The organism is Streptomyces sp. NBC_01454, from assembly GCF_036227565.1.
Lineage (GTDB): Bacteria > Actinomycetota > Actinomycetes > Streptomycetales > Streptomycetaceae > Streptomyces.
Map to the genome: position 1 here is coordinate 4,758,391 of NZ_CP109460.1, position 23,427 is coordinate 4,781,817.

The 23,427-nt window shown below is 71.9% G+C and carries 18 protein-coding genes and 1 pseudogene; 10 read left to right on the top strand and 9 right to left on the bottom strand.

Annotated features, from left to right (window positions below; genetic code table 11):
* The first annotated feature begins 174 nt into the window (after positions 1-174).
* Positions 175-2,721, top strand: a complete 2,547-nt coding sequence (locus tag OIU81_RS21175; protein ID WP_443074156.1) for a bifunctional FO biosynthesis protein CofGH — start codon at positions 175-177, stop codon at positions 2,719-2,721.
* A 112-nt stretch (positions 2,722-2,833) separates the two neighbouring features.
* Here the strand turns inward: OIU81_RS21175 and OIU81_RS21180 are convergent, their stop codons facing one another.
* Positions 2,834-3,091 (bottom strand): hypothetical protein, encoded by a 258-nt coding sequence (locus OIU81_RS21180; RefSeq protein ID WP_040900550.1) that lies wholly within the window; start codon positions 3,089-3,091, stop codon positions 2,834-2,836.
* 114 nt (positions 3,092-3,205) lie between these two features.
* Positions 3,206-4,165 carry a D-2-hydroxyacid dehydrogenase family protein gene (locus OIU81_RS21185; protein WP_329150188.1) on the bottom strand — a complete coding sequence of 320 codons (960 nt, stop codon included), beginning with the start codon at positions 4,163-4,165 and terminating at the stop codon, positions 3,206-3,208.
* A 209-nt stretch (positions 4,166-4,374) separates the two neighbouring features.
* Here OIU81_RS21185 and OIU81_RS21190 point away from each other — a divergent pair, with 209 nt between their 5' ends.
* The gene (locus OIU81_RS21190; protein ID WP_329150190.1) at positions 4,375-5,493 is read left to right on the top strand and encodes an ADP-ribosylglycohydrolase family protein; all 1,119 of its coding nucleotides are present in this window, start codon (positions 4,375-4,377) and stop codon (positions 5,491-5,493) included.
* Between the two features lie 48 nt (positions 5,494-5,541).
* Here the strand turns inward: OIU81_RS21190 and OIU81_RS21195 are convergent, their stop codons facing one another.
* Together OIU81_RS21195 and OIU81_RS21200 are read right to left on the bottom strand one after the other, a co-directional pair.
* The gene (locus tag OIU81_RS21195; RefSeq protein ID WP_329150192.1) at positions 5,542-6,327 is read right to left on the bottom strand and encodes an SDR family oxidoreductase; all 786 of its coding nucleotides are present in this window, start codon (positions 6,325-6,327) and stop codon (positions 5,542-5,544) included.
* A gap of 166 nt (positions 6,328-6,493) precedes the next feature.
* Entirely contained in the window at positions 6,494-7,717 is a 1,224-nt protein-coding gene (locus OIU81_RS21200) for an aminotransferase-like domain-containing protein (RefSeq protein ID WP_329150194.1), read from the bottom strand.
* Between the two features lie 246 nt (positions 7,718-7,963).
* On the opposite strand from OIU81_RS21200, the gene OIU81_RS21205 reads away from it, so the two are divergent.
* The gene (locus OIU81_RS21205) at positions 7,964-8,803 is read left to right on the top strand and encodes a hypothetical protein (protein WP_329150196.1); all 840 of its coding nucleotides are present in this window, start codon (positions 7,964-7,966) and stop codon (positions 8,801-8,803) included.
* Between the two features lie 125 nt (positions 8,804-8,928).
* Here the strand turns inward: OIU81_RS21205 and OIU81_RS21210 are convergent, their stop codons facing one another.
* The 3 genes from OIU81_RS21210 to OIU81_RS21220 all read right to left on the bottom strand — a co-directional run bounded on the left by OIU81_RS21210 (position 8,929) and on the right by OIU81_RS21220 (position 11,247).
* Entirely contained in the window at positions 8,929-9,138 is a 210-nt protein-coding gene (locus OIU81_RS21210; RefSeq protein WP_329150198.1) for a DUF397 domain-containing protein, read from the bottom strand.
* A 168-nt stretch (positions 9,139-9,306) separates the two neighbouring features.
* Positions 9,307-10,170: a helix-turn-helix domain-containing protein gene (locus OIU81_RS21215; RefSeq protein ID WP_329150201.1), complete on the bottom strand. Its 864-nt coding sequence runs from the start codon at positions 10,168-10,170 to the stop codon at positions 9,307-9,309.
* 315 nt (positions 10,171-10,485) lie between these two features.
* Positions 10,486-11,247 carry a GOLPH3/VPS74 family protein gene (locus tag OIU81_RS21220; protein WP_329150203.1) on the bottom strand — a complete coding sequence of 254 codons (762 nt, stop codon included), beginning with the start codon at positions 11,245-11,247 and terminating at the stop codon, positions 10,486-10,488.
* Between the two features lie 241 nt (positions 11,248-11,488).
* Between OIU81_RS21220 and OIU81_RS21225 the strand changes: the two genes are divergently transcribed.
* From OIU81_RS21225 to OIU81_RS21235, 3 genes are all read left to right on the top strand, one after another.
* The gene (locus OIU81_RS21225; protein WP_329150205.1) at positions 11,489-14,560 is read left to right on the top strand and encodes a D-alanyl-D-alanine carboxypeptidase; all 3,072 of its coding nucleotides are present in this window, start codon (positions 11,489-11,491) and stop codon (positions 14,558-14,560) included.
* A 356-nt stretch (positions 14,561-14,916) separates the two neighbouring features.
* Complete coding sequence (locus tag OIU81_RS21230; protein ID WP_443074157.1) at positions 14,917-16,350, top strand: glycosyltransferase family 39 protein; 1,434 nt, start codon at positions 14,917-14,919, stop codon at positions 16,348-16,350.
* A gap of 221 nt (positions 16,351-16,571) precedes the next feature.
* Complete coding sequence (locus tag OIU81_RS21235; protein WP_329150209.1) at positions 16,572-17,399, top strand: isocitrate lyase/PEP mutase family protein; 828 nt, start codon at positions 16,572-16,574, stop codon at positions 17,397-17,399.
* 43 nt (positions 17,400-17,442) lie between these two features.
* Here the strand turns inward: OIU81_RS21235 and OIU81_RS21240 are convergent, their stop codons facing one another.
* Complete coding sequence (locus OIU81_RS21240) at positions 17,443-17,727, bottom strand: hypothetical protein (protein ID WP_329150211.1); 285 nt, start codon at positions 17,725-17,727, stop codon at positions 17,443-17,445.
* 352 nt (positions 17,728-18,079) lie between these two features.
* Between OIU81_RS21240 and OIU81_RS21245 the strand changes: the two genes are divergently transcribed.
* Both OIU81_RS21245 and OIU81_RS21250 read left to right on the top strand, forming a co-directional pair.
* Complete coding sequence (locus tag OIU81_RS21245) at positions 18,080-18,751, top strand: hypothetical protein (protein ID WP_329150213.1); 672 nt, start codon at positions 18,080-18,082, stop codon at positions 18,749-18,751.
* The gene (locus OIU81_RS21250) at positions 18,748-20,019 is read left to right on the top strand and encodes a sensor histidine kinase (RefSeq protein WP_329150215.1); all 1,272 of its coding nucleotides are present in this window, start codon (positions 18,748-18,750) and stop codon (positions 20,017-20,019) included. The genes OIU81_RS21245 and OIU81_RS21250 overlap by 4 nt, the downstream gene beginning before the upstream one ends.
* Before the next feature lie 39 nt (positions 20,020-20,058).
* Here the strand turns inward: OIU81_RS21250 and recQ are convergent, their stop codons facing one another.
* Positions 20,059-22,101, bottom strand: coding sequence for a DNA helicase RecQ (gene recQ, locus OIU81_RS21255; RefSeq protein ID WP_329150217.1), 2,043 nt, complete (start codon positions 22,099-22,101; stop codon positions 20,059-20,061).
* Positions 22,102-22,575: 474 nt separating this feature from the next.
* Between recQ and OIU81_RS42375 the strand changes: the two are divergent.
* A pseudogene (locus tag OIU81_RS42375) lies at positions 22,576-23,190 on the top strand (LysR family transcriptional regulator); the annotation flags it as partial.
* Positions 23,181-23,423 (top strand): hypothetical protein, encoded by a 243-nt coding sequence (locus tag OIU81_RS21260; protein WP_329150219.1) that lies wholly within the window; start codon positions 23,181-23,183, stop codon positions 23,421-23,423. The pseudogene OIU81_RS42375 and the gene OIU81_RS21260, both read left to right, overlap by 10 nt.
* Positions 23,424-23,427 lie beyond the last annotated feature (4 nt).

Here is a 23,427-nt window from a genome sequence, read left to right on the forward strand (position 1 = left end):
AGTGATCAGCGGCACATCAACCGCCGGTTCTGCGGCGGCGGCGCTGTCGGTGGGCGCTCGTATCCTCGGAGGATGACTTCCAGCGCGCAGGGACCTGACCAGGCATCCGACCAAGGGACCGACCGCGCCCTCACCGTTGGACCCGCCCGCGGGAGCCGGCCCACGGCCAACGCCATGCGCCGTGCGCTCAAGCGGGCCCGGGACGGAGTGGCGCTGGACGCCGGCGAGGCCGCGGTGCTGCTGCAGGCCCGCGGCGAGGACCTGCGGGACCTGTGCGCCTCCGCGGCCCGGGTGCGGGACGCCGGCCTGGAGGCCGCGGGCCGCCCCGGAGTCATCACCTATTCGCGTGGCGTCTTCCTCCCCCTGACGCGGCTGTGCCGGGACACGTGCCACTACTGCACCTTCGTCACCGTCCCCGGCAAGCTGCGCCGGGACGGCCACGGGATGTTCATGTCGCCCGACGAGGTGCTGGACATCGCCCGCCGCGGCGCCGAAATGGGCTGCAAGGAAGCCCTGTTCACGCTCGGCGACAAGCCGGAGGAGCGCTGGCCCGAGGCCCGCGAGTGGCTGGAGGCGCACGGCTACGACGACACGCTCTCCTATGTACGTGCCATGGCCATCCGCGTCCTGGAGGAGACGGGTCTGCTGCCGCACCTCAACCCCGGGGTGCTGTCCTGGACGGACTTCCAGCGGCTCAAGCCCGTGGCGCCCTCCCTGGGGATGATGCTGGAGACGACCGCCGAGCGCCTCTGGAGCGAGCCCGGCGGCCCGCACCACGGATCGCCCGACAAGGAACCGGCCGTCCGGCTGCGCGTCCTGGAGGACGCCGGCCGTTCCAACGTGCCCTTCACCACGGGGCTGCTCATCGGCATCGGTGAGACGTACGAGGAGCGCGCGGAGTCCCTCTTCGCGCTGCGCCGCATCCAGCGCGCGTACCACGGCATCCAGGAACTGATCATGCAGAACTTCCGCGCCAAGCCGGACACGGCGATGCGCGGAATGCCGGACGCCGAGCTGGAGGAACTCGCCGCGACGATCGCGGTGGCCCGGCACCTCATGGGCCCCTCGACCCGCATCCAGGCGCCGCCCAACCTCGTCGACGGCGCATACGCCCTGCTCATCGACGCGGGGATCGACGACTGGGGCGGCGTCTCCCCGCTGACCCTGGACCACGTCAACCCCGAGCGCCCCTGGCCGCAGATCGAGGAGCTCGCCGCGCGCTGCGCCGCGGCCGGCTTCGAGCTGCGCGAACGGCTCCCCATCTACCCGGAGTTCCTCCAGCGCGGCGAGCCCTGGCTCGACCCCCGCCTGCTGCCCCATGTCCGTGCGCTCGCCGACCCGGAGACGGGCCTGGCGGTGGAGGACGCTCCCGTGGTGGGCCGCCCCTGGCAGGAGCCCGACGAGGGCTTCACGATGAGCTCCTCGGGCCGCACCGACCTGCACCACACCATCGACACCGAGGGCCGCACGACCGACCGCCGCGACGACTTCGACGAGGTCTACGGCGACTGGGAGGCGCTGCGCGAGGCCGCCGCCCCCGGGATGGTGCCCGAGCGCATCGACGCCGACGTACGACAGGCGCTGTCACAGGCCGCGGACGACCCCACCCGGCTCACCGACGCCGAGGCGCTGGCACTGCTGCACGCCGACGGACCGGCCCTGGACGCCCTCTGCACCATCGCCGACACGCTGCGCCGCGACACCGTGGGCGACGACGTCACCTACATCGTCACCAGGAACATCAACTTCACCAACGTCTGCTACACCGGCTGCCGCTTCTGCGCGTTCGCCCAGCGCCGCACCGACGCCGACGCCTACACCCTCTCCCTCTCCCAGGTCGCCGACCGTGCCGAGCAGGCCTGGGACGTGGGCGCGGTGGAGGTGTGTATGCAGGGCGGCATCCACCCCGATCTGCCCGGCACCGCGTACTTCGACATCGCGCGGGCCGTCAAGGAACGCGTCCCCGGGATGCATGTGCACGCCTTCTCGCCCATGGAGGTCGTCAACGGCGCCACGCGCACCGGGCTGTCGATCCGCGAGTGGCTGACCGAGGCCAGGGCCGCCGGCCTGGGCTCCCTCCCCGGCACCGCCGCCGAGATCCTCGACGACGAGGTCCGCTGGATCCTCACCAAGGGCAAACTGCCCACCGCCACCTGGGTCGAGGTCATCAAGACCGCCCATGAGCTGGGCATCCGCTCGTCCTCGACGATGATGTACGGCCATGTCGACCAGCCGCGCCACTGGCTGGGGCATCTGCGGCTGCTGGCACAGATCCAGCAGGAGACCGGCGGCTTCACGGAGTTCGTCACCCTCCCCTTCATCCACACCAACGCCCCCGTCTACCTCGCCGGCATCGCCCGCCCCGGCCCCACCACGCGCGACAACCGCGCGGTGACGGCCATGGCCCGGCTGCTGCTCCACCCCCACCTCACCAACATCCAGACCAGCTGGGTCAAGCTCGGCACGGAGGGCGCCGCCGAAATGCTCCGCTCCGGCGCCAACGACCTGGGCGGCACCCTGATGGAGGAGACCATCTCCCGGATGGCGGGTTCGAGTTACGGCTCCTACCGCTCCATCCAGGACCTGATCGCCATCGCCGACCTGGCCGGCCGCCCGGCCCGCCCGCGCACCACGACCTACGGCCCGGTCCCCGAGGAACGCCGCACCGCCGCCCTCGCCTCGGACGGCCATCTGCCGGAGCTGCTGCCGGTTGTGGAGTAGCTGAGGCGGCCGGGCCGGCGCCGGCGCGGGAGGCGGCGCCGCCGGCGCCACGAGGCCGGCTGCCTGACGGGCCGCACCCGGATCGGGCGCTCCGGCCGGCCGCGCGGCCCCGTTACTCGCCGCCCTCGTACTCGGCCTCGTGCTGCAGGATGCACTGCTGCCACTGCGACAGTGCCTCCTCGCGGTCGCCTCCGCTGTCCTGGGCGGCGACGATCAGTGCGTCGGCGGCCATCGCGGCAAGCCGTACGGCGATATGGCAGACATCGCTCTGGGGGAGCGGACGGAGGAGTTCCACCGCGCCGTCGCTGTCTCCGGAGAGCGCGGAGGCGACGACAGCCATGGTGGTGCGATCCCACTCGTACTCGGACATGGGGACAGCATGCCCAGCGGGCACCGCCGCCATGATCGAACGGTTGACCCCCTGTTCGGGGGCCGGGCGGCCCTGCCGTCCGCCGGTCACCGGCGCCGCTGCCGCCCGCCCGCGTCAGCCCAGTTCGCGGACCGGGCTGCCCGCCAGGAAGGCGGTGATGTCCTCGACGGCCTGCTGGAAGTAGCCCTCGTAGTTGCGGCGGGTGACATAGCCGAGGTGGGGGAGGGCGAGCACGTTCGGGAGGGTGCGCAGCGGGTGGCCGGCGGGCAGTGGCTCCTGGTCGAAGACGTCCAGGCCGGCGCCGGCGATCCAGTGCTCGCGCAGCGCCCGCAGCAGCGCGGACTGCTCGACGATGGCGGCGCGGGAGGTGTTGACGAGGTACGCCGTGGGCCGCATCCGCCGGAGTTCTCCCGCGCCGAGCAGGCCGCGGGTGCGGTCGCCGAGCACGAGGTGCACGGAGACGAAGTCGGCGGTCTCCAGGAGCTCTTCCTTGGAGGCGGCGAGGCGGACGCCCGCCTCCGTGGCGCGCTCGGCGGTCAGATTCCGGCTCCAGGCCGTCACGTTCATGCCGAAGGCCCGGCCGATCCGGGCGACCCGGGTGCCGATCTTGCCGAGGCCGAGCAGTCCGAGCGTGCGGCCGTGCAGATCCGCGCCGAGCGTGGTCTGCCAGGGCCCGTCGGCGCGCATCGCGGTGCTCTCGGTGGCGAGGTGGCGGGCGAGGCCCAGGATCAGTGCCCAGGTCAGTTCGACGGGCGGCTCGGTGTTACTGGCGGTGCCGCAGACGGTGACGCCGTGCCGGGCGGCGGCCGTCAGATCGATGGCGGCATTGCGCATCCCGGAGGTGACCAGGAGCCGCAGCCGGGGCAGCCGGGCCAGGAGCGAGGCGGGGAACGGGGTGCGCTCGCGCATCGCGACGACGATCTCGCAGTCGCCGATCGCCGCGACCACCTCGTCCTCGGAGCCGAGGGGCCGCCGCAGCGTACGGACGTCCACGGCGCCCGCCAGGAGGGACCAGTCGGCCATCGAGAGGGCGATGTCCTGGTAGTCGTCGAGTACGGCGCAGCGCAACGTCATGCGGATTCTCCCGGGAGGGCGACGGGGACGGCCGGGGTGGCCGGGGTGGCCGGATGGTGCTGATCGGGACCGTACCGGCCAAAAGCCTCCTTGTGAGTGACTATTCGCATTACCCTCCTGGGCAAAAATTGATCAATCCTGAACGATTACAGTGCTGCCCCGGGGGGCCTCTGCTAGGCCCCCGAACGTCGTGAGCTTCGGGAGGCGCAGTGAGCGCAGCGGGAGGCGGCGCCATCTGGGGGCGCGCGGAACAGCAGGACTTCCGCAGCCGGGTGCGCGGCTGTCTGCTCGGCGGCGCCCTCGGCGACGCACTGGGCGCCGGCATCGAATTCGACGCGCTCGACGCGATCCGCACGGCGCACGGCCAGGAGGGCGTCACGGAACTCGTGCCCGCCTTCGGGCGGCGCGGCGCGGTCACCGACGACACCCAGATGACCCTGTTCACCGTGGACGGACTGATCCGGGCGCAGGTCCGCCGCGACACCGGGGCCTGGCACCCGCCGACCGACGTCCACCGCGCCTATCTGCGCTGGGCCGCCACCCAGCGCGACTGGGGCCCGGACGAGCGCAAGAAGGACGACGGCTGGCTCGCCCGGGAAGAGTGGCTCTACTCCCGCCGCGCGCCCGGCCGGGCCTGCCTGAGCGGACTCGGCGACGAGGTGATGGGCACCCTGGAGGCGCCCAAGAACCCGGACTCCAAGGGCTGCGGCGCGGTGATGCGCTCCGCGCCGTTCGGGCTGCTGGTCGGCTGGGAGCCGCAGCTGGTCTTCCAGCTCGCCGCCGAGTGCGCCGCCCAGACCCACGGCCACCCCACCGGCTATCTGGCCGCCGGCGCCTTCGCGGTCATCAGCCACTCACTGGCCCGCGGTGAGGTGCTCGACGGCGCCGTGCAGAAGGCACTGGCGCATCTGGCCACCCGCCCGGGCCACGAGGAGACCTCCGACGCCCTCAAGCGCGCGCTCGGCGCCGTACGGCAGGGGATGCCGACGCCCGCCCGGGTGGAGTCGCTGGGCGAGGGCTGGACGGCCGAGGAGGCGCTGGCGATCGGGGTGTACTGCGCACTGGTCGCCGAGGACGTCCGGCACGGGCTGCTGCTCGCCGTCAACCACGGCGGCGACAGCGACTCCACCGGCGCCATCTGCGGCAATCTGCTGGGCACCCTGCACGGCGAGACGGCGCTGCCGCCGGACTGGCTGGTCGAGCTGGAGGGCCGGGGCACGATCCTGCAGCTGGCCGACGACTTCTCGATGGAGATGACCCAGGGAGCCGCGCTGCACGGCCCGGCCGGATCGTCGCCGGGGTGGCTGGCCCGGTACCCCAGGGCGTAGCCCGTGCCGGCCGGCGACCGGCCCTCGCGGGCCAGCCGGCCGCCCCGGCTACCGCATCAGCTCCCCCGCGTTGACCAGCAGCGACTGGCCCGTGATGGCGCGCGCCCGGTCGGAGGCCAGAAAGACCGCGGTCTCGGCCACATCCGCGTCCGTCGCCAGCTCGGGCAGCGCCATCCGTGCGGTGAGCCGGTCGAGCACCTCGGACTCCGGGACGCCCTCGGTGTGCGCCTGGAAGCGTACGTACGCCTCCACCGGCGGGCCCCACATCCACCCCGGCTGCACGGTGTTGACCCGGATCCGGTCCGGCCCCAGCTCGCGCGCCAGTGAGTACATCGCCGAGACCAGCCCGCCCTTGGACGCCGCATACGCCGCCTGCTGCACCTGCGAGGGCGCGGCGAGGGACGACTGGGTGCCGATCATCACCACCGAGCCGCCGCCGCGCGCCGTGAGCGAGGGCAGACAGGCGCGGGTCATCCGCAGCGTGCCGAAGAGATTGATGTCCACGACGCTGCGCCAGGACTCGAAGTCGGCGTCCCGAAGGCCCCCGAAGAGCGAGTCCAGCGCGGCCACATGGATCACCGCGTCGATCCCGCCGAACCGCTCCACGGCCAGTGCGGCCAGCGCCGCGCACTGCGCCTCGTCGGCGATGTCGGTCGCCTGCCAGGCCGTCCGCGCCCCCGAAGGGTCCAGCCGGTCGGCCGATGTGGCGAGATTCGCCGCCGTGCGGGCGCCCAGCACCACCGAGGCGCCGTCCCGCAGGCAGGCCGCCACGACCTGCTGGCCGAGCCCGGCCCCTACGCCCGAGACGATGACGGTCTTGTTCCGCAGCAGCATGCGCGCCTCCCGGCCGGGCCGTCCCGTACGTTCCGCGTTCCTGACGGTGCGTCAGAATAGGTGCGGGGGCGGCGGAAGGCCAGAGCCCGTCCGCGCACGGGCACGTAGCGGCGGTCGACCGCCGGCCGTGGCATTCATCCGTCCCGGCAGCCGCCGCCCGCCGCACTCATCCGTCCCCGCGGGCGTGCTCCAGTGCCTTCCGCAGCCGGCCGAGACCTTCGCGGATCTCCTCCGGGGAGTGCGTCACGAACGACAGCCGGGCGGCGGTGGCGTCCGGTGCCCCGGCGAAGAACGGTGCCCCGGGGACGTAGGCGACATCGTGCCGCACCACCTCCGGCAGCAGCGCCGTGGCGTCGTACCCCTCCGGCAGCGTCGCCCACACGAACATCCCGCCCGCCGGACGGTTCCACCGCGAGCCCTCGGGCAGCGCCTCGGACAGCCCGTCGACCAGCGCGTCCCGCCGCGCGCGGTACGCCGAGCGCACCCGCATCAGATGCGCGTCCAGATCGGCGACCGCCAGATACCGTGCCGCGGCGGCCTGGTCGACGGTCGAGGTGTGCAGATCGGCGGCCTGCTTGGCGATCACGCAGGCACGCCGCAGCGCGGCCGGTGCGCGCAGCGTCCCCAGTCGCAGCCCGGGCGCCATCACCTTGGAGAACGAGCCGAGCAGCGCCGTCCGGTCCTCGGCCCCGGGGAAGGAGGCGACCCACGGCACCGGCTCGCCCTCGAACCGCAGCTCGCCGTACGGATCGTCCTCGGCTATCCACAGCCCGCGCCGGGCGGCGACCTCGGCCACCGCGGCCCGGCGCCCGGCGGACAGCGTGCGGCCGGTCGGATTCTGGAACGTCGGTACGACGTACAGCAGCTTGGGCCGCTCGCGCGCGGTGATCTCGTCCAGCGCGACCGGGTCCAGTCCCTCGTCGTCGGTCGGCACCGGCACCACCCGGGCGCCGGCGAAGGAGAAGATCTGCAGCGCCGCGAGGTAACAGGGGTCCTCGACCAGCACCACATCGCCCGGCTCCAGCAGGGCCGTGGCCAGCAGCGTCAGCCCCTGTTGGGAGCCGGTGGTCACGAGCAGGTCGTCGGCGTCGGTGGCCAGCCCGCGCGCGGTGGTGCGCGCCGCGACGGCCGCGCGCAGCTCCGGATTTCCCTCCGTGGTGGAGTACTGCAGCGCGCGCGACGGGTCCTCGGCGAGCACCTGGGCGAAGGCGGCCGCGATGCCCTTCGCGTCGAACAGCTCGGGCGCGGGCAGCCCGCCGGCGAACGAGATGACCTCGGGCCGGGCGGTGAGCGCCAGAATCTCGCGCACGGGCGAACCGCCGGTCCGCGCCGCCCGGGCGGCGAGCCCGGGCACGGGGACACCCGCCCGGCCAAGTGGTGCGTCCGGCATGGCGACTCCCCTCGCTGCTGGTCCGCGCGACGGCTCGAGCGGCAGACGACAGGCAGCTTAGGCGGGGCGACCGGGGGTGCACAGGTTTTCCACAGGGGGAAACCCGGCCCCGGGAGGAGGTGCCGGAAGGCATGGTGCCGGGGGCGACCTGCGCGGGACGCCTTGTGACAGCCGCACCCCTGGCGCGTGACCTGACGGGGCGTCAAACTTGGTTCCCGTCCACGACTCCGCCCCGGGAGGGCCGCCATGAGCGAGGCCAGTGATCTGGAGACCTATGCCCGGCTGGCCGGTGCGGGCCCTTACGGCGTGCGCCCGGGGCATGCGCTCATCACGATGGTGGAGCCACACGCCGGGCAGGAGCGTGCCTACAACCGCTGGTACGAGGACGATCACTTCATCGCCGGGGCCATGGCCATGCCGTGGATGTACGCGGGCCGCCGGTGGGTGGCGACGCGCGACCTCCAGCTCCTCCGGTATCCGGTGGAGTCCGCGGTCGCGCGACCCGTGGCCAGTGGGTGTTATATCTCGACATATTGGGTCACGGAGGGGCGCTATTCCGAGCACCTGAAGTGGAGTGTGGGAATCAATCAGCGTCTCCATCGCGACGGCCGCGTCCATCATGACCGGACCCATGTCTTTACGGCGTTCCACAGACACCTGGCCACGGTGTATCGCGACGGAAGCGACGGCCCCCGGGACATTCACGCGCTGAATTACCCCTACGCCGGTTTGGTCGTGGAGGTAATCGATGCCGCCGGCCCCGTTCAGCGCGCAAATCTTCTGGAGTGGCTGTGTTCGCAGCACCTTCCGGCACGACTGTCCGGATCTCCCGCAGCCATGGTGCTGATCTTTCGTCCCCACCCATTGCCGGACGACCGAATGTCCTACGTCGAGCAGGTGGCCGGCGTGGATACCCGGCTGACGCTTCTCTGGTTCCTGGAGCAGGATCCGCGCGGGTGCTGGGAGGAGCACTTCACGGGGCTCGATTCCCTGGTGGCGGAACGTGCGCCGGGCTCCGTCGAATTCGTTGCGCCGTTCATTCCCACCGTGCCGGGAACCGATCGCTATGTCGACGAACTCCGCTGACGCGGGGCCGCTCCGTTCCGGGGGGGCGGTGGGCGGGGGCTGCGCGACGGGCGAGGCTGAGCCCCCTCGGCCAGGACGGCGGACCAGTCGAGAGGGCTCGTATCGTGACGCGGGCGACTTTTGTGTCAGGCGCTGCCAAGGCGTCCGTGGTCGATATCCGAAAGCAGGGCCGTCCATGCCTGCGCTGAGAAGGAGAGAACCGGTCCGCGGGGGGCCTTGCTGTCACGGACGCCGACAACGGAGTCGTCCACGCGGGCGACCTCGACGCAATTTCCGTCCTTACCTGAGTATGTCGACTTCCACCACATCAGATCGGTGTTGAGATTCCTCGTCATTTGCACTCCCGTGCGTTCAGGTGGGCGAGAAGTGGTGACTTCTCGGGGTGCTCATGACGCTACGCTCCAACATCGCTAACGGGAGGAGCCGCTCACTCAACCGGATGACATATGCCGGAGGGCTCTTCCTTCGGGGTGCGGTGGTGGTGTACTTTCCGGCCCGCCGGATCAGGCGGCGTACTCCTTGGCCACATCTGAGATGAATTTGCGTGTCTCGTCCGCATTCAGTGCTTGGGCCCGGAGATGTTCGTACATGATCCCGTACTTGTGGACGTCCCCGTGCTTCTCCAGGTAGAGGTCGCTGGTGACGCCTTCCAAATAGACCGTGGTGGAGTCCGAGGGGTCGTCGAACTCCAGGATGGAGAACGTCCCGGTCATTCCGGGGTGGGACCCCACGGAGTACGGCACCACCTGGAGTGTGACGTGGGGGAGCAGGCTCAACTCGACGAGACGCTCGAGCTGTTCACGCATCGTCCGGCGGTCCCCGACGACCCGGCGGGTGGCCGACTCGTCGATCACGGCCCAGAAACGGAGCGGGGTCTCGGTGGCGTGCAGCCGCTGCTGCCGCTTGAGACGCACGCCGACGCGGCTCTCGACGTCTTCCGGGGTGGCCTCAGGCCACATCCCGCGGATCACGGCCTCCGCGTACTCCGGGGTCTGCAGGAGGCCGGGCACCAGGAGCGACTCGTAGTTCCGCACGGAGAGCGCGTCGGCTTCGAGCCCGATGTAGACGCTGTAGCTCGGGGAGAGGCTCCCGAAGGCGTGCCACCAGCCCTGCTGACGGGACTCCTTCGCCATTTGCATCAGAGATTCGACCATGTGCTGGTCCGCCACCTCGTAGACCCCGCAGAGATCGCGCACATCCCGTTGGCTGATGCTGCGGCGGCCGTTCTCCAGGCGGCTGATCTTCGACTGGGAGACCAGCAGCCGGTCCGCCACCTCTTCTGCCGTCATGCCTTTGGCCTCTCGAAGCCTGCGCAGCTCCTGGCCCAATCGGCGTCGCCTGACGGTGGGGTTGACATTGGACGCCACGCTAAGTGCACCTCCGGCTCCGTACTGCTGTTTTCTGTTCAGCAGACTGCCACCAACGGTCCGCATCGCGCTGGCAAATGGCTGGACAAGGTGGTCAGGCTGGAAATTTGGGGCCGGAACCGGTAAAGCGCGGCCGAGCAGATGCAGAGGCGCGGGGTGGCGGGTCGACCGTTTTGGACAACGGTCGGCCCGCCACCCCGCGCCGTGTGCTGCGGCTCCCGAACGGGACTGTGGGGACGGTGCGGCGTGCTGTGCCTGTGTGCGCGCTCTACCTGTGGGGGTGCTGTCGGTAGTGCGGAACGGCGTCCGCCGGCGTCAGCGGGCGCCCACCCGGGCCATCCTGCCGTGGCTGTGCCGCGACTGGCCCGGCGCGCCGGCCGGTTCCGCGGCGGCCCGGGCCGCCGGTTGCCGTACCGGTGCCACGGCGGCGGCCTGCGGCCTCCGGGGCTGGGCCCCGACGCCGTTCTGCACATCCATGACGGCGTGAGCGACCAGCCCGCCCATGGGGTCGTGGCGGATCAGATCCCGGAGACGGGAGCGCGATGACCGCCCTTCGTTCCCGGGGTACAGATGCTTGCCGAGCCCGACCGCATGGGCCAGCGCGGCCAGCGCCGCGGTCCGCGGGTCCGGGGGTACGCCGGTGCGGATCGCGTTGTCCAGCCGGGTCCTGATCTCCCGGCTGATGGCCGTCTCCGTCGCCTGGTAGCGCGTCGTCGGCAGTACCCCGCACATATGGCCCGCCACGGCATGCACCATGCCGCACCGTTCGAGATGCGTGAGGTAGGTCTGGCGCAGCCCGAGTCGGGGCCCGCCGATCCAGTGGACCGCGCGCACCGGACTGCCGCGTCGGCGCAGCAATTCGAGCGCGGAGTCCAGTGTTGGATCTCCTGTCGGCCGTGCCATCACCACGGCGATACGATCCCCGTCTGGGGCTATCCGTCCTGCCAGAGCCAGCTCTACTAGCTGGGCCCCGGCCAGGCCGAGGTCGAGCGACTGCGGCTGTGCTGTGGTGCCCGTGGTCGGGTCCAAAGCCAGCAGCAGAAGCTCCTCCGGAATTGTTCTGCGGCTTCTGCCCATCCATGCCTCCCCGCGTGGATGAATGACAGGGTGACCCCTCTCACATTCATCTGTCGAGGGTGCGTGGGGGGTTCGGTAGGGAACCGGTAGGTATGTCGTTCTCGTCTTGCACGTCGGCGACATCTTTCTGCGGGGTGTGACGCGTGCTGATACGCGTGGCGGCGAGATGGTGCTGCGCATACACAGGACACTTGGAAACACTGGGCCGAGGCAGGCAGTGCGACAAATGAAGGAGACATCGGTGGCGGGCGAGTCCCCCGACAAGTCGGACAAGAAGCAGTCGTCGGGGGAGACGGCGCGGAGCGAACGTGATCCGCGCCTGTCCGCCTTCCGCCGTGAGCCGGACGAGCCGGCGAAGAAGAAGCAGGAAGCGGGGGCGGGGGCGGGGGAAGACGTGCGCCCGGAGGACGGTCCGGAGGGCGGTGCGGAGGCCGCGACCGGGACGAAGTCTGCGGCCAAGGCGACATCGAAGCCGAAGCCGAAGCCGAAGCCGAAGTCCGAGAAGCCGGAGGCCGCGGACGGGGCGAAGGCCGTGGAGCCGTCCGAGGAGCAGGCTGCGGACTCGTTCGAGGCGTCGTCCGGAGGGAGCGATGCCTCCGAGGCCGCTGAGGCGTCTCAGGGGGCCGCTGAGGGCGATGGGGGCGGGGAGGGTGGCGACGACCGCCTCCGCGCCGCTGTGGCCGCCTGGGTCGCAGGGACGGACGACGAGGAGGCCGAGGGCGGCGACGGGGCCGAGGGTGACGACGGCGACGACGGCGACGCGACCGCGACGGCGGAGTCGAAGCCGGCGGCCGCCGGTGCCGACGCAAAGCCGGACGCGAAGCCAGAGGCAAAGCCGGACGCGAAGCCGGATGCGAAGTCTGAAGCCAAGCCGGACGCAAAGCCGGACGCGAAGTCTGAGGCCAAGCCGAAGTCGAAGGGTGCCGCGGCGTCGGACGTGACGGCCGGGGCGAAGGCCGGGGGTGAGTCGGAGGCCGAGGGGGAGCCCGCTGCCGATGGCGCATCGCTGCCCCGGCAGGCCGGGCCCGTCGATCAGCCGACCGCCGTGTTCAAGACCACCGGGCCGCGGAACGGCAAGCCCGCCGGGGCGGCCGGCGGCGCGGATAAGGGCAAGGGCGACGCCAAGGGTGACGGCAAGGGCGCGGGCGACGGCGACGGTGGTGACGCCGAGGAGGCGCCGGCCGATGACGCGACCCGGGTGTTTGCCATTGCGAAGCTGAAGGGGAAGGGTGCGGCGGCCGAGTCCGTCGACCAGGCGACCACCGCGTTCAAGATCAACCCGCCCGCCAGGGGCAAGGACGCGGCCAAGGGCAAGCCCGAGGGCACCGGCAAGGCCGATGCCAAGGACGACCCCAAAACCACCCCCAAGGCCGACGCCAAGGACACCTCCGACAGCGACGGCGAGGCCGGTTCCGCGAAGGACGGCGACGCCAAGAAGGAGGGCGACGCCAAGAAGGACGGCGACGCCAAGAAGGAGGGCGACGCCAAGAAGGACGGCGACGCCAAGAAGGAGGGCGACGCCAAGAAGGACGGCGACGCCAAGAAGGACGGCGAGGCCAAGAAGGACGGCGAGGCCAAGAAGGACGCCGGCGGTAAGGCGAAGGGTGCGCCCGAGCGGGAGTCGGAGCGGACCAGCCAGTTCGTGGCGCTGAAGTCGGCGGACGACGGTACGGCGGGCAGGTCGCTGGGCAAGACGGCGCCCAGGACACCGGCCCGTACGCCCGACAAGCCCTCGGACAAGGCGGAGGACAAGCCCGCGGACGAGGCGGCCGCGAAGTCCGCCGGCGCGACGGCCGACAAGGTGGCCGAGAAGCCGGCGCAGAAGTCGCCGGAGAAGCCGGCGGCCAAGGCTCCCGGTGCGCTGCCCGCCGCCGAGCCCGCCAAGCCGGCCGCGTCGACCGAGCCGGCCGGCCGGACGGGCGCGACGCCGTCCGCAGCGGAGGCCACGGGCGCGTCGGCTCCCGCCGCGCTGCCCGACTCGGAGCGGACCAAGCAGGAACCGCTGCCGCCGCTCGACCTCCTGGCGCAGCTCACCAACACCCCGCCGCCGGCCCAGACCCCGCTGCGCACGGTCGTCCGCCGCTTCAAGATCTGGACCCCGCTGGCGGTGCTGCTGGCGATCGTCTTCGTGGTCGCCCAGGCGGTGCGCCCGCTGCCCAACCCGACGCTCACGGTCGGCGACGCCAAGTCCTCGTTCACCTTCGAGGGCGGCAAGCTCGCCGTCCCGTGGCCCGCGCAGGGGCAGGCCGCGATCAAGGTAGTGGGCTCCGGGGACCTGGGGACGTTCGGCCCGCAGAAGCCGGTGCCGACCGCGAGCGTGGCCAAGATCATGACGGCCTATGTCATCCTCCGGGACCACCCGCTCAAGAAGGACGAGAAGGGCCCGCAGATCGAGGTCGACGCCAAGGCGGTGGCCGAGGGCGGCTCCACGAGTGAGTCCCGGATCGAGGGGCTCAAGGCGAACCAGAAGTTCAGCGAGCAGGACATGCTCAAGATGCTGATGATCCCGTCCGGCAACAACATCGCCCGGCTGCTGGCCCGTTGGGACACCAAGTCCGCCAACGAGGCGGCGTTCGTCAAGAAGATGAACGCGGCCGCCAAGGAACTGGGCATGAAGAACACCACCTACACCGACCCCAGCGGCCTGGACCCCAAGACCGTCAGCACCGCGGTCGACCAGCTCAAGCTGGCCGAGGCCGTGATGAAGTTCGACGCCTTCCGGCCGATCGTCGCCATGCCCAACGCCGACATCCCGAGCCTGCCGAAGCGGATCAACAGCAATATCGACAACTTGCTGCTGGCCGGGCTGAGCATCAAGGGCATCAAGACCGGCTCCAGCACGGCGGCCGGCGGCACGCTGTCCTGGGCGGCCTACAAGTCCGTGGGCGGCAAGGACAGGCTGATACTGGGCACGATGATGGACCAGCACTTCAAGGGTCTGGACCCCGACGGCTCCAACAGCCTCATCCTGGTCAAGGACAACAGCCAGAAGGTCATCCAGGCCGTACGCGACGCGCTGACCTCGGCCACGGCGGTGAAGAAGGGCCAGGTCGTCGGGTACGTCGACGACGGTCTGAACGGGCTCACGCCGGTCGTCGCCACCAAGGACCTGAAGGCGGTCGGAGTCCCGGGCCAGAAGCTGGAGTTGAGCGTCGGTGACGGGGGCAAGACCATCCCGCACACCGCGAAGGCCGGTACCGAGGTCGGCATGCTGACCGTCGGCAACGGCCAGAGCATGCAGAAGGTGCCGGTCGCCCTGCAGAAGGACCTCGTCGAGCCGGGCTTCGGCTCGAAGCTGGTCCGCATCGGGTGAGCGGTGCCGGGGGCTCCGGGCGGCCGGCCCGGAGCCCCCGGACCACCGCCCGGCAGCCCCGGCCCCCCGGCCCCCCGGGGGGGCGCAAGCCATCCGGCCCCACCGCCTCTTCCGCCGTCCGACGATCCGGCCGGCCGCTCGCGTCGCCGGCCGGCCGTCCTCCCCCCCCCGAGCCGGTCATCCCCACCGGCCGCCCGCCGGCCCGTCCTTTGCTCGTGAGCCTGTCTTTCTGACTGTCTGTCCGTCCGTCCCGTGCGTGACCGGAGTCCGTCATCGACGTAGCGCAAGCACAGAAGACCTACGCGTCCGCCGTGGCCGCCCGCGGCGCGCGGGTGGCACAGGGCGCGGTGGTGCTGATGCCCTCCGGGCTGATGCTGTTCCTGGGCGCCTGGGGGATCCGCCGGCAGGACGCCGTATGGCGGGACGAGGCGGTCACCTACGACATGGCGCACCGCAGCCTGGCCGAGCTGTGGCCCACGCTCCAGCACGTCGATGTCGTACACGGCCTGTACTACGCGCTGATGCACGGCTGGTTCCTGCTCTACGACGCCACCCTCGGCGATGCGCTCGGCGCGGTCATCGGCCTGCGGCTGCCGTCCGTGGCCGCGATGACGGCCGCCGCCGCGGGTGTCGCCCTGCTGGGGCAGCGCCTGGTCGGCCGGCGGGCGGGCCTGCTGGCGGGCCTCACCTTCGCGCTGATCCCCGTCGTGCAGCAGTACGCACAGGAGGGACGCTCGTACGCCACCGTCTGTGCGCTGGTCGTCTGGGCCAGCTATCTGCTCGTCCTGGCCGGCGCGCGCCCGCGCCGCCAGCTGTGGCTCGGCTATACGGCGCTGATGCTGCTCGCCTGTCTGCTGCACGAGTTCGCCTCGCTGGCGCTGCCCGCGCACGGCGCCGCGGTGATCCTGGCGCGGCTGCCCCGCCGCGTCCTGCGCGCCTGGCTGCTCTGCGCGGCGACCGTCCTCGCCTGCCTGGCGCCGCTCGCGGTCTTCAGCACCCGGCAGTCGGCGCAGATCAGCTGGCTCATGTGGCCCGACCCCGTCCAGCTGCTGACGTTCGCCGTGCTGGCGGTCCTCGGCATCGCCTGCGCCCGCGTCCCCCTCCGCTCCCGCGGCCCGATCGGCCTGCGCGCCCTCGGCGTCCCCCTGCTCCTGCTGCCCACCCTCCTGTTGCTGCTGCTCTCCCACGTCGAACCGGCGTATGTGGACCGCTATGTCCTCTACTACGTCGTCGGGTTCGCGCTGCTGGCGGGCGCCGCGCTGGCGCGGCTGCTGCGGCCGGCCGGTGAGCAGGGCCAGACCCGGGGCCGGCGGCTGCGCCGGACGCTGGCGGTGGTGCTGATCCTGGCGGCGCTGCTGCCCGTCGACGTCCATCTGCGCAGCCCGGACAGCCGGGTCGACGATGTCACCGCGGTCGCCCAGGCGGTGCGGGCGATGTCCGAGCCCGGCGACGGGCTGCTGTTCATGCCCGCCCGGCGGCGGATCTGGCGCGCGACCCAGCCGCACGACTTCCGCGGGCTGCACGATCTCGCGCTGGCGAAGAGCCCGCAGGCCTCCCACACCCTCTACGGCACCGAGCGGTCCGGCGACGCGATCCGCGAACGGATGCTGGCCGCCCGCCGGATCGTCGTCGCCGGCGACCCGGACGGCGGGCCGGCCGACGACAACGACCAGGAGATCGCCAAACGGGCCACGCTGCACGATGCGTTCACGATCTGCCGCAGCACGGAGGTCCGGGGCGCCCGGATCACGCTGTACGGGCGGCCGGGGACGTGCCAGGGAGGCGGGTAGGGGGGCCGCTGGTAGAGGGCGGTTTTTTGGGGGGCTCGGGGTCCGTCGTGAGGGCCGGGCGGGTTGCCGTCCGGGCCCCGGCGCACCGGTCTCCCGGAGGGGGCCGCGAGCGGCGTGGCCCCCCGGGCGGGCGCGGCGCTGTACGCCGGAGTGGTCATGACTCCGGCGTCCGCCGCGAGTCTTCGGCGCCTACCGAAGGGGCTCCGGCCTACGGTGCCCGTATGAGCACCTCCCCGGAGTACGCCACCTTCCACTTCCACGCGCTGCACCACGCCGATCAGCCGCTGCTGCTGCCCAACGCCTGGGATGTCACCTCGGCCCTCGCGCTCGCCGGGGCCGGGTACGCGGCGGTCGGCACGACGAGCCTGGGCATCGCCGCGGCTCTGGGCTGTCCGGACGGGCAGGCCCGCCCCGAGGTCCGGGACGCGACGGTGGCCCTGGCGCGGCGGCTCTCGGGCCGGCTGCCCTGCCCGTACACGGTCGACATCGAAGGGGGATTCGGCGGTGACCTCGGCCAAGTGAGTGAGCTGGTGGCCGAGTTGGCGGAGGCCGGGGCCGCGGGGCTGAATCTGGAGGACGGGCTGCCCGGCGGCGAGGGGCTGCAGGATCCGGTCCGCCAGGCAGAGTTGATCAGCGCGCTGAAGGAACGTGCGCCGGGCCTGTTCCTCAATGCCCGGGTCGACACCCACTGGCTGGCGGACGCCCCGCCGCCGCTGTCGGTGACGCTCTCACGGGCTGAGAGCTACCTGGCGGCGGGCGCCGACGGCATTTTCGTGCCGGGGGTCACCGCAGACGAGGAGGTGTCGGTGCTGGCCGCCGAGATCCCCGCCCCGCTGAACATCCTCTTCGCGCCGGGGCGGCACACCGTCAGCCGTCTGGCGGAGCTCGGTGTGCGCCGCGTCAGCACCGGCTCGCTGCTCTTCCGTACGGCCCTGCAGGCCACCCTCACGGCGGCGGACGCCATCCGGACGGCCGTGCGCCCGGCGGACGCGGCGGGCGGCGAGGCGATGGGGTACCAGGAGGTGCAGCGCCTGGTGGGGGAGGAGTAGCGCGCGGTGGCGGGAGGGGCGTCCGGCTTCGGTGGGCGGCGGCTCAGGCCTGCCGGCCCCGGCTTCCGTTGCGCCGGCGGTGCAGGCCGGTGGCGACGCCGGCCACGCCCAGCGCGCCCACGCCGCCGAGCAGACCCGCCTTGGGCAGATGGCCGGCCTTCTCGGCCAGTCCGGCCAGCCCGTTGTCGGGCAGCATGATCGAGGTCCGGCTCTCCGTGGGTGCGGTGGAGTCGGCGGCGAAGGCGGCGCCCGCGGGAAGCAGCAGGACGGCCAGCGCGCCGGTCGCGACGGTGGCGGCACGGATCATGGAGCGGTACTGGGCCCGCATGGGTACTCCTCGTCGTGGGCGGCTCGTGGCCACCCTAGGGGCAGGTACAGGAGGCACGGTACGGAGCGTCCTTAACGGCAATCCGTAGGTTGTGTAACAGTCGTCAAGATCTCTGGGGTCAGTCCTGTGAAGGCATCGCCCATTCGGCCCAGTCGAAGGCCGCAAAAGCCCCGACTGGCCACGCAATGGCCGATCCGGAGATTCCGCTCGTCGCCACCTTGGATAGCGTGATGCTGGGCTACGTCCGCATATCCGATGAATTGCCGCTGCGGCGATCGTCCGGACACCCGGCCCTGTACGGCAGGGCGGCAGTGTGGCGAGGCGGCGAGACGGCGAAGGCGGTGGCGAGGAGATGCGACGGCTGCGACCACGCACGGCGCCGGCCTCCCGCCTCGTGACCGCCCTGACCTCACGCACCGTCACCTCGGCCGCCCTCGCCGCCGTACTCGCCCTGCTGGCCGGATGCACGAACCTGGAGGGCCTGCACAACGAGGGGCGTGCCAGGGACGTGGACGCGCCGCGGGTGCTGTGGCCGGACTACTCGCCCGCGCCGCCGAGCCGGAACGAGAATCCGGCGGTGCTGGTGCCGGTACCCGGCGTCCCGCGGATCCCCGGGGGCAGCATGGCCGCCGCGAACCCGCTCGCCGTCCTCGACGCGGACATCGCCGCGCAGGGCCGGACCCCGCCCGCCCCGAGTGCGGTACGCCGTCCCGTGCTGCACGACCTCACGGACGACGGCAAGCCGGATCTGCTCATGGCCGTCAACCTCGACCCGCGCAGCAGCGAACTGCGGGTCTACACCGTCCGGAAGACGGTGGTGACCCGGGTGCTCGTGCTGCGCGGGGTGCTGGCCGGGGTCGAGCTGGCGGCGGGTCATCTCGCCATCCGCGAGCCCACCAAGGACCCGCGCTATGTCAGCGTCACCGACTACGTGTGGGCCGGCCACGCGATGGACCTGTGGAACCTCACCCTCGACGACGCCCGCACCCCGCAGACCCCGCAGGCCGTCGGCGGCAGCCCGTGAGCCCGCCGGCGGTCTCCCTCCGCTGGAAGATCGCGCTGACCGTGATGGCGGTGAGCTGCGCGGTCGCCGCCGTCCTCGGGGTGCTCGTGCACAACGCGGTGGCCCGTCAGACGGTCGGTCAGGTACGCAAGGAGGCCCGTGCGAACCTGGACACCGCCCTGGACCTGTTCGAGTACGGCACCTCCCGCGAGGGCCTCAACTCCCTGCTCGACCCGCCCGAACTGCCCGTGCCGCTGCGCCGGTTGGCGCGCTCCGGCCGGCACGGCACCATGGTCGGGACCCACCACGGCCGTTCCGTCATGTGGGCGGCGGCGCCGGCCGACGGCCAGGTCATGGCGGTCTGGATGCCCTACGGCAACGTCCACCGCTCCCTGGACAAATTCGACACCGCGATCCTCGGTTCGGCCGTGCTCGCCGCCACGACCGTCGCCCTGGCCGGACTGTTCCTGGCGCAGCGCATCAGCCGCCGGCTGGGCACCACCGCGGCGGTCGCCCGCCGTATCACCGCCGGAGACCTGGACGCCCGGGTCGGCGACGGTGCCGCGCAGGGGCCGGGCGGCCGCGCGGCGGGGCAGGACGAGGTGGCGGCGGTGGCCGCGGCGCTGGACTCGGTGGCCGGCTCGCTGCAGAGCCGCCTCCAGGCCGAGCAGCGCTTCACCGCCGATGTCGCGCACGAGCTCCGTACGCCGCTGACCGGCATCCTCGCCTCGGCCGAGCTGCTGCCGGAGGGCCGCCCCAAGGAGATGATCAACGACCGGCTGCGGGCGCTGCGCCGTCTCACCGAGGACCTGCTGGAGATCTCCCGGCTCGACTCGGGCGCCGAGCACGCGGATCTCTCCGCGTACGACCTCGGGGACCTCGTCCGGCGCTGCGTCGCCGCCACCGGCCTCGACACCGAGGTACGGATCGCCGCCGACGCGGCCGTGGAGACCGACCGGCGTCGCCTGGACCGCATCCTCGCCAACCTCGTCATCAACGCGCACCGGCACGGCCGGGCCCCGGTCGTCGTCACCGTCGACGCCGCGGCCGGGCCGCGGCCGACCATCGAGGTGCGCGATCACGGACCTGGCTACCCCGCCGACCTGCTGCACCACGGCCCGCAGCGCTTCCGCACCGACGCCCCGGGCCGCGGCAGGGGCCATGGGCTGGGCCTGACCATCGCCGTCGGCCAGTCCGCCGTCCTGGGCATCGACGTCCGCTTCACCAACGCCCCCGACGGCGGCGCCCGCACCCTCCTGCGGCTGCCGCGGAGCGCCGTCGTCGGATGAGGTCACGTCACCGGTGCCACACCCGTTGATCTCCGTGCCTCACCAGTCGATGTCGTCCGGCGGTTCCGGGAGGTCCTCCTCCTCGGGCTCCGGGGGCAGGTGGCCGGCACCGGGCCCGGTGGCTGCGGTGGCTGCGGTGGCCCGGGATGTCCCGGCTGCCGCCGTGGAGCCGGTGGGTGCGCCCTCGGTGGCCTCGGCGCTCTCGTGCGGGTCCCGTCCCGCCAGTACCTCCAGGATCTGCGCGCCGTACTTCGCGAGCTTGTTCTCGCCGACTCCGTTGACCGTGCCCAGTTCGGCCGTCGTCGCGGGCCGGAGGGTGGCGATCTCCCGCAGCGTCGCATCGTGGAAGATCACATACGCCGGGACGCCCTGCTCCTTGGCCGTGCCGCCCCGCCAGCCGCGCAGCGCCTCGAAGGCCGGCAGCGCCTCCGCCGGCAGATCCACCGGCGCCGCGCGCTTGCCCTTCGCCTTCGCCCTGGCCGCCCGCGCCGGCTTCTCCGGCTCCCGGCGCATCGGCACCTCGCGCCCGCCGCCCAGCACCTCGCCGCTGGCTTCCGTGAGCACCAGCGTGCCGTAGTCACCCTCGACGGCGAGCAGCCCCTGGGCCAGCAACTGCCGTACGACGCCCCGCCATTCGGCTTCCTTGAGGTCGTCCCCCACACCGAACACGCTCAGCCCGTCGTGGTCGAACTGGATGACCTTGGCGGTCTTCTTCCCCTGCAGGATGTCGATGATCTGGCCCGCGCCGAACTTCTGCCCGCGCTCCCGCTTCAGCCGGACGATCGTGGACAGCAGCTTCTGCGCGGCCACCGTGCCGTCCCAGGTCTGCGGCGGGGCCAGGCAGGTATCGCAGTTGCCGCACGCGGTGCTCTCCTGCCCGAAGTAGGCCAGGAGGCGCACCCGCCGGCACTCCACCGTCTCGCACAGCGCCAGCATCGAGTCGAGGTGGGCCGTCAGCCGCCGCCGGTGTGCCTCGTCCCCCTCGGACCCGTCGATCATCTTCCGCTGCTGGACCACGTCCTGCAGCCCGTAGGCCAGCCAGGCCGTCGACGGCTGACCGTCGCGCCCGGCGCGCCCGGTCTCCTGGTAGTAGCCCTCCACCGACTTGGGCAGATCCAGATGCGCCACGAACCGCACGTCCGGCTTGTCGATGCCCATGCCGAACGCGATCGTGGCGACCACGATCAGCCCGTCCTCGCGCAGGAACCGGGACTGATGCGCGGCACGGGTCCGGGCATCGAGGCCCGCGTGATACGGCACCGCGGCGATGCCGTTGTCCACCAGGAACTGCGCGGTCTTCTCCACGGAGGCCCGCGACAGGCAGTAGATGATGCCCGCGTCCCCCGCGTGCTCGCTCCGCAGCAGTTCCAGGAGCTGCTTCTTGGGCTCGCTCTTCGCCGCGATCCGGTACTGGATGTTCGGCCGGTCGAAGCTCGCCACGAAATGGCGGGCCTTCTCCATCCGCAGCCGGGAGCTGATCTCCGTATGGGTGGCCTCGGTGGCGGTGGCGGTCAGCGCGATCCGCGGCACCTCGGGCCAGCGCTCGTGCAGCATCGACAGCGCCAGATAGTCCGGCCGGAAGTCATGGCCCCACTGGGCGACACAGTGTGCCTCGTCGATGGCGAAGAGCGAGATCTTTCCCCGGTCGAGCAGCCTCAGCGTCTGCTCGACCCGCAGCCGCTCGGGCGCCAGATAGAGCAGATCCAGCTCCCCGGACAGGAACTCCGCCTCGACGAGCCGCCGCTCCTCCAGATCCTGGGTCGAATTGAGGAATCCGGCCCGCACGCCGAGCGCCCGGAGGGCGTCGACCTGGTCCTGCATCAAGGCGATCAGCGGCGAGATCACCACGCCCACACCGCCCCTGACCAGCGAGGGGATCTGGTAGCACAGCGATTTGCCGCCGCCGGTCGGCATCAGGACGACCGCGTCCCTGCCCCCTATGACGTGCTCGATGATCTCCTGCTGACTGCCGCGGAACGCCTCATAGCCGAACACCCGGCGCAGCACCTGCACCGCCTCGCTTGCCTCCGAAGCGCCTTCCACATCCATGTCCACGACCACTTCCACGTCCGCCAGAGCCATTCCGAAAGCCTACGAGCTTCGCGGGGGTCGCCGTCGACCCTGTGGACAACCCGGCCCTGACGGCCGTGCCCGCCGGCCCGGCCCGCGCCGTCGTCCTGCCCGTGCCCGGCCGTCAGGGCGCCCGTCGGCCCCGGTCGGGACGGCCACGGGAGCCGGCACCACGAGGATGGTATGGGAATGGTCAAGTCCGCCGAATAAAAAGGGCATTACGCCCGCACGTTCGTGTCGCCCTCCTCTGCATAACCGACCGATGAGGCAAATACGTGCAAGTATTGGGCCGCTCAACCGACCGGAGTGAAGGCTTCGGCTTCCGGAATTGATCTTTCCGTTTGTGCCGTCCGAGGTCCGCATACGCCCCGCACATTCACGCGCACCCGCAAAGCATCCGCTCCCCCCACACCCGCAGCCCCTTCCATCGCCACGTCTACCGGGACCAGGTGTGAGACCGTGCTGATTTTGCAGCGTGATATCGAAGTGAAACTCCTGCGCACTTTTGTCGCCGTGGTCGATGAGAAGGGATTCGCCCGCGCCGCTCAGGCACTCCATGTGACCCAGCCGACCGTGAGCCAGCAGATCAAGCGTTTGGAGACCATTATCCAGGCGCCGCTGTTCCAGCGCACCAAGCGCCCGTTACAGCTCACCCCCGCAGGTCGCGAGGTGATGGCGCACGCCCGCCGCGTCATCCTGCTCAACAATGAGGTGCTCAGCAAGATATCGGCCTTCAGTAGCCAGGAATGGTTCAGCATGGGCTGCTCGGTGCATTTCGCCGACGGGCTGCGGACCATGCTCGCCCAGCTCGCGGTGGAGCGGCCACGCCTCCGCTGCGCCATGGCGACCGGCCTCAGCGCCGTGCTCGCCGACCAGCTCGCCCAGGGGGAACTGGAGGCGGCGGTGCTCCTGGGGACCCGGACGCCGCGCAGCGAGATTCTGGGGCGGCTGCGCCTGGCCTGGTACGGACAGGCCCTGCCCGCCCCGGGGGAGCGGCTGCCGGTGGCGCTGGTCAGTGAACGCTCGGCGCTGAGCAACCGGATCATCGAGACGCTCGCCGAGCGCAAGGTCGCCTGGCACTCCGTCCCCCGGTGCTCCGACCCGCTGGCGGTCCGGGCCTCCATCCAGGCGGGACTGGCGTATACGGCGCTGCCGCCAACGCCCACCACCACCACCCCTCGCTGCGCCCCGCGCCGCTCGGTGCCCTCGGCCCCGCACCGGAGCCGCTGCCCGTCTATCTGGCGTTCTCGCCCTCGGTGCGTGAGCCCGTCGTCGACGCGGCGCGCGCGGCCGCCCGTGCGACGCTCAAGGACGTTCCGCTGTCCCCTCCTTGATCGC

Excerpts from the sequence above, each read along its gene's own strand:
- OIU81_RS21180 (WP_040900550.1), bottom strand. The coding sequence starts at position 3,091 with ATGTCCGAGTACGAGTGGGATCGCACCACCATGGCTGTCGTCGCCTCC.
- recQ (WP_329150217.1), bottom strand. The coding sequence starts at position 22,101 with ATGGCTCTGGCGGACGTGGAAGTGGTCGTGGACATGGATGTGGAAGGC.
- OIU81_RS21245 (WP_329150213.1), top strand. The coding sequence starts at position 18,080 with ATGCGACGGCTGCGACCACGCACGGCGCCGGCCTCCCGCCTCGTGACC.
- OIU81_RS21195 (WP_329150192.1), bottom strand. The coding sequence starts at position 6,327 with ATGCTGCTGCGGAACAAGACCGTCATCGTCTCGGGCGTAGGGGCCGGG.
- OIU81_RS21175 (WP_443074156.1), top strand. The coding sequence starts at position 175 with ATGCGCCGTGCGCTCAAGCGGGCCCGGGACGGAGTGGCGCTGGACGCC.
- OIU81_RS21205 (WP_329150196.1), top strand. The coding sequence starts at position 7,964 with ATGAGCGAGGCCAGTGATCTGGAGACCTATGCCCGGCTGGCCGGTGCG.
- OIU81_RS21235 (WP_329150209.1), top strand. The coding sequence starts at position 16,572 with ATGAGCACCTCCCCGGAGTACGCCACCTTCCACTTCCACGCGCTGCAC.
- OIU81_RS21185 (WP_329150188.1), bottom strand. The coding sequence starts at position 4,165 with ATGACGTTGCGCTGCGCCGTACTCGACGACTACCAGGACATCGCCCTC.
- OIU81_RS21210 (WP_329150198.1), bottom strand. The coding sequence starts at position 9,138 with ATGACGAGGAATCTCAACACCGATCTGATGTGGTGGAAGTCGACATAC.
- OIU81_RS21200 (WP_329150194.1), bottom strand. The coding sequence starts at position 7,717 with ATGCCGGACGCACCACTTGGCCGGGCGGGTGTCCCCGTGCCCGGGCTC.
- OIU81_RS21240 (WP_329150211.1), bottom strand. The coding sequence starts at position 17,727 with ATGCGGGCCCAGTACCGCTCCATGATCCGTGCCGCCACCGTCGCGACC.
- OIU81_RS21230 (WP_443074157.1), top strand. The coding sequence starts at position 14,917 with ATGCCCTCCGGGCTGATGCTGTTCCTGGGCGCCTGGGGGATCCGCCGG.
- OIU81_RS21220 (WP_329150203.1), bottom strand. The coding sequence starts at position 11,247 with ATGGGCAGAAGCCGCAGAACAATTCCGGAGGAGCTTCTGCTGCTGGCT.